Annotated in this window: 4 protein-coding genes; all 4 read left to right on the forward strand. The window is 54.1% G+C overall.

Translation table 11 applies throughout. The features are described from left to right. Positions 1-120 precede the first annotated feature (120 nt). Positions 121-1,299 (forward strand): glycosyltransferase, encoded by a 1,179-nt coding sequence (locus GOX63_RS23550; RefSeq protein ID WP_254436092.1) that lies wholly within the window; start codon positions 121-123, stop codon positions 1,297-1,299. Positions 1,300-1,313: 14 nt separating this feature from the next. Then, a complete protein-coding gene (locus tag GOX63_RS23555) occupies positions 1,314-2,645 on the forward strand; it encodes a lipopolysaccharide biosynthesis protein (RefSeq protein ID WP_254436093.1) in 1,332 nt (443 codons plus the stop codon). Beyond that, positions 2,642-3,496, forward strand: coding sequence for a sulfotransferase family protein (locus GOX63_RS23560; protein ID WP_170327590.1), 855 nt, complete (start codon positions 2,642-2,644; stop codon positions 3,494-3,496). The genes GOX63_RS23555 and GOX63_RS23560 overlap by 4 nt, the downstream gene beginning before the upstream one ends. Before the next feature lie 724 nt (positions 3,497-4,220). Continuing rightward, entirely contained in the window at positions 4,221-4,511 is a 291-nt protein-coding gene (locus tag GOX63_RS23565) for a hypothetical protein (RefSeq protein WP_170327589.1), read from the forward strand. The last annotated feature ends 540 nt before the right edge of the window (positions 4,512-5,051 follow it).

The following is a 5,051-nucleotide window of genomic DNA, read 5'->3' on the forward strand; positions in this document are numbered from 1 at the left end:
CGACATCGTCCGCTACGAAGACGTCTACGCCCGCGGACAGGGCGCTAAGGGCTGAACTTCGAAGGCTGATTGACGATTTCCGCGTCTGGGAAGAGTGCGCAGTAGGTCTCAAGGATTACCATGACTGAAGTAAACGAGTTTGTTTCGCAGAATATGGAAAACGCCAACGCGGATTTCTCCGGCCTGCGGGTCGCTATCGTGCATTACTGGCTTGTTGGAATGCGGGGTGGGGAAAAGGTCATCGAAAGCCTGCTCGACCTGTTCCCGAACGCGGTCATTGTCACCCACGTGTACGACCCGGACAAGGTGAGCGACAAAATCCGCAAGCAGGACGTGCGCGAGACCTTTATCTCCAAGTTGCCCGGCGCGCGGAAGCATTATCAGAAGTACCTGCCGCTGATGCCTCTTGCGCTCGAACTGGTCGACATGACCGAGTTTGACGTGATCATTTCTAGCGAAAGCGGGCCCGCAAAGGGGATCATCCCCCGACCCGATGCCGTGCATCTTTGCTATTGCCATTCACCGATGCGCTACATCTGGGACCACTATCATATCTACCGTGCCTCCGCAGGACGTCTTGCAAAACTCATGATGCCTTTCGTGGCGCACAAGATGCGGATCTGGGATGTCAGCAGCGCCGCCAGAGTCGATCGTTTCGTGGCGAATTCCGGTTTCATCGCGCAGCGCATCAGTAAATATTACCGGCGGGACGCGAATGTCATTTTCCCCCCCGTCGAAGTTGCCGAGTTCAGCATTTCCGAAGACGTTGGCGACCATTACCTGCTGGCGGGTGAGATGGTGTCGTACAAACGGGCTGATCTGGCGGTGGATGCGTTCAACGCTTCGGGCCGCAAACTGGTTATTGTCGGCGACGGGGAAATGCGCGCCGAGTTGGAACAAAAAGCCCAAAGCAACATCACCTTCCTGGGGCGGGTTCCCTTTGCCGAACTGAAACAACAATTCGCAACCTGCAAAGCGCTGGTGTTTCCCGGTGAAGAAGACTTCGGGATCATTCCGGTCGAGGTTATGGCGTCGGGGCGGCCGGTGGTGGCCTACGGCCGTGGCGGAGCCCTGGACACGGTGTTGCCCGGCGTGTCGGGTGTGCATTTTCACGAACAGACCGTCGAGGCACTGAACACGGCGATCGACACGCTTGAAGCGGATGTGGCGCTTGTGAATTCTCCAAAGAAAATTCAGGCGCACGCTGCCCGTTTCGACCAGCAGGTTTTCAAGGCGCAAATTGCGGAACTGGTGGCACGGGAACTGGGTCTGGCCGTATCTGACGCGCGCAGCGCATAGTGGCCTTGAGCGTCATGAACACAGGCACCATCGCAAAGTCCGGCAAGAAATTTGCTCTGAAAAGCTTGGCGGCATTGTCCATAAAATGCGCGGCTGCCGGGCTTTCTTTCGTGATGTTCGTGGCATTGTCGCGCGGCCTCGGCGACGACGGTTTCGGGCGGTTCAGCTTTGCCTTTTCTTTGGCTACGATTCTGGCGATCGCCGGCACCGTGGGGCAGCGCAATGTGGTCTTGCGCTTTGCATCTTTCTACCTGCACGACCACGACGAAGCCAAAGCCCGGGCCGTCGTGCGGTTCAGCTATGGAATCGTTCTCCTGGGGTCTTCTGTGGCCGCGTTGGGGCTGGCGATTGTCGCGGCAATCCTGCCTGCTTTTGACGGTCAGCAGTCCCTGCTTTGGGCGACCGCGCTCTTTACCGTGGTTCTGGCTCTGGCCGAGTTTCAACCCAACCCGCAACGGGCGGCGGGCTCTGTCTGGTGCGCACTGCTGCCCAGGGACGTCGTGTTTCGCCTGACCGTCATTGCGCTGGCCATGATGGCCGCATTAGGCATGATCCCGGCGCTCGACCCGGTCACCACATTGTTGCTGATGTCCGCTTTTCTTGGCGGGCTGTTTCTGGTTCAGTCCTTTCTGGTGCCGCTGACCAATCCGGTGCGGCTGATGACCGGAGCGGCCGACTTTAGCCAAAAGAGCCGATGGATTTCCACCTCGTGGGGGATGTGGGGCAATTCTGTTGTCGACGCATCTGGCCGCAATGTGGCGATTGTCATTGTCGGCGGCCTTCTTCCGGCGGCCATTGTTGGCGCCATTTTCGCCGCCTTGCGTACGGCCATGGTGCTGGAATTGTTCCTGATGGCGATCAACATTGTCGCGGCCCCAATGCTTGCGGCGCAGTTGGGCAAACACGACTTTTACGCAGCCCAAAACACCTGCCGCCGTATCAGCCTGATGTTGGGGATGCCGACATTGGCCAGCTTTTTGATTTTTTTCCTGTGGGGCGATCAGGTGCTGGAATTGTTCGGCCCGGGATATGCCACGGCGCATCCCGAGCTCATCGTGATCAGCCTCGGCTATCTGGTCAGCGCTTTTGCGGGTCCGACGGCGCAGATCATGGAAATGTCCGGGCATGAGCGGGTGCACTTCGTGATGCTTGTTGTCACGACCGGTCTTTCGCTTGCGGCCTTGCCCGTCGCCGTCGCGCTGTGGGGGTCGATGGGCGCAGCAGTATGCATCAGTTGCAATCTCATCGCTCTGAACGTCGCAGCATATATCTATATTTTTAGAAAAATCGGGATTTCTTCGGGCCTTGTAAATCTGGCCTTGCTGTTCAAGGAGCGTAGGCAGTGACCAACAATACCCTACCCGTCAATTTCCTGTATCTGGGTGGCGACAAGTGCGGGTCCACCTGGATTTGGCACATATTGAACCAACATCCCGATGTTGCATTGGCCAACGCGAAAGAGATTTTCTATTTCGACCGCTTTTATGAAAAAGGCGAAGATTGGTACCGCCGTCAGTTTCCGAAACAGTCTCAGGCCATGCGGGTCGGTGAAATCTGTCATGACTATCTGTATTCCGAAACAGCACTGGAGCGTATCGCCCGCGATCTGCCACAGGACAGCCGGTTCCTGGTAACCGTACGTTCACCCGTTGCCCGCAGTGTGTCCCATTGGAAGTACATGCTGAAAATCGGCCGGACGAATTTGCGATTTGAGGACGCGGTTCGAGAATACCCCGAGATTGTCGAGAACTCCCTGTTTGGGAAAAACGTGCAAAACGCCAGGACCTACTTGGGCGCGAACCGGGTGTTTGTTCTGGATTTTGATCAGCTCAAGACCGACCCCAAGGGCTTTGGCCGTTCCCTGTGCTCTGCGCTTGATGTCCCTTTCATCGAGACACTTCCCTATGAAGACCGGATTCTGGAAGCTCAGTCGGCACGCAATCCGGCGCTTGTCTCGGTATTGCGAAACGGCGGCTGGGTGTTGCGTCGCCTCGGCCTGCCAAGCTTGGTTTCAAAAGTGAAAACCAATCCGTTGGTTTCCAAAGCGCTGTATACGTCGGATCCGGCAAAGACCCCCCCTGAGCCGGGCGCAGAGATTTTGCAAGAGCTGTCAGACCTCTTTGCACCGGACCAAGCGCGCCTGGCTGAACTTATGGATCAGGGGCTGAAAAATCGCTTAGAAACACAAGCGGTCTGATGGAGAACATCCGGGCGTAAATAAACAGGTTATAAGAACTCCAAGCTTCTAATAACCACGTGGAAATATGAGGATCGCTAATCCCCGGAAACATTCTGGCAGGAGTAATCATTGCCGGAATGGGAGCGAAGAGGAAGTAGTACCTCGCATTTTGAAACGCATACGTGACGTGCGTGTAAAAGAAAAATACTGATAAGAAACACGCAACTAACCAAAAGTGCTCTCTTAGGTTGCGGCGAAAATCGGCAGAGCTCAGCAAGAATGCGATCACCGCCAGTGAAAATAGGACGTCAATCCAATATACCCAGTATGCAGGCTGAAGCAGTGAAAGCTCGCGATGAATACCGCTAAACTCTCGATGGGGAGTAGTCCGGGTTGATAGTGTTTCGAGTCCAATCAAATCGCTGTCGCAACCCGCCAATCCAAGGAAGTGAGAATGCAGTTCCTGTTTTCATGGGGTATCCAGAGCAATCCTGAATCCTACAATTCCGATTGGTGTTGATCGTTGAAATCCAGCATGTTGAATGAGCAATACAGCTTGAAAAGTTAGAATGACGCCGAGATTTGCCTTTCCGGTAGCATATACAATATTCCGAATAAGAATATTGGTCCTGTTTCGGCTCGAGCAGAAAGGTTTGGCCGTATCAGGCAACGCAAAAAGTAGAAGAATTCCCAATAGATTTTTGAAAAAAGCAGGACTGACACCGGCCATATTGCAACCAGTATGACGGCCTTTTTGTCGACGAGTTTAAAAAGAGGTTATGGCCACATTGCACGCAAAAAACCAGTCTGGTCCAAGTTTCTTCAACCCACACATGACCCAGACGGACATCATTCTGAAATAGGGAAGGTTTACAAAATACCCGACTGCCTTGATCTCGTCTGGCCGCCTTTAAAAAGTGAAGAAAATAGCCTGGAACGTGAATGGAAATACGGCAAACAGGATAACGGCACCAATAACCAGGTACGTATTCTTCTTATGTTCGCCGATCCAAAAAAGTTTCCGCCATTTTAACGTCCCAGACCCAAAAGTGCTTGCTGTCAAACCTGAGCGGTCAGTGAATCCCAACTCAAAGAACATCAAGTGTCAGACTGGACCTGTCCCGTTTTCTGCTGCAAGTGTCCGTTTAGGCGACATTCCGCGGGATGGCGAGCAGGCTTTCCGGCCAACATCGGCGGCGTCTTAAAAGGCTAACAACGTCCTGACGAACAACTGCACGCGGATTCCAATGCGAACCCTGGCCCTGCCTGATGAAGGACAACGGTACAGAGTGGCAGCACCACCCCATACCATTGCCAACGTAGAATGCCGTTTCGCCTATGCGTCAGAATAAACGGGCGCCATCCTTCAGTTTCCGTCGCTCAGGCGACGGCCCCCGATTTCCTTGCATAATAGCTCCGGATAAACGCTTCTTCTGCGGCGCCCGGTTTCCGGTTCATATGAACACCACCATAATCTCGAATATGCGCCGGATTTGGGCTAAGAATCCGATAAGGCTCCGCCTTTTATGTTGTTATTGATTGGTTCAGTTTGTGCTGACGGTGCTTGTTGTGC

The sequence above is a fragment of the Ruegeria arenilitoris genome (genome assembly GCF_013031355.1).
In the GTDB taxonomy this organism is placed as follows: Bacteria; Pseudomonadota; Alphaproteobacteria; order Rhodobacterales; family Rhodobacteraceae; genus Ruegeria; species Ruegeria arenilitoris_C.

What these genes read in the sequence shown, in the direction of transcription:
- GOX63_RS23550 (WP_254436092.1), top strand. Translation starts at nt 121, where the DNA reads ATGACTGAAGTAAACGAGTTTGTTTCGCAGAATATGGAAAACGCCAAC.
- GOX63_RS23555 (WP_254436093.1), top strand. Translation starts at nt 1,314, where the DNA reads ATGAACACAGGCACCATCGCAAAGTCCGGCAAGAAATTTGCTCTGAAA.
- GOX63_RS23565 (WP_170327589.1), top strand. Translation starts at nt 4,221, where the DNA reads ATGACGGCCTTTTTGTCGACGAGTTTAAAAAGAGGTTATGGCCACATT.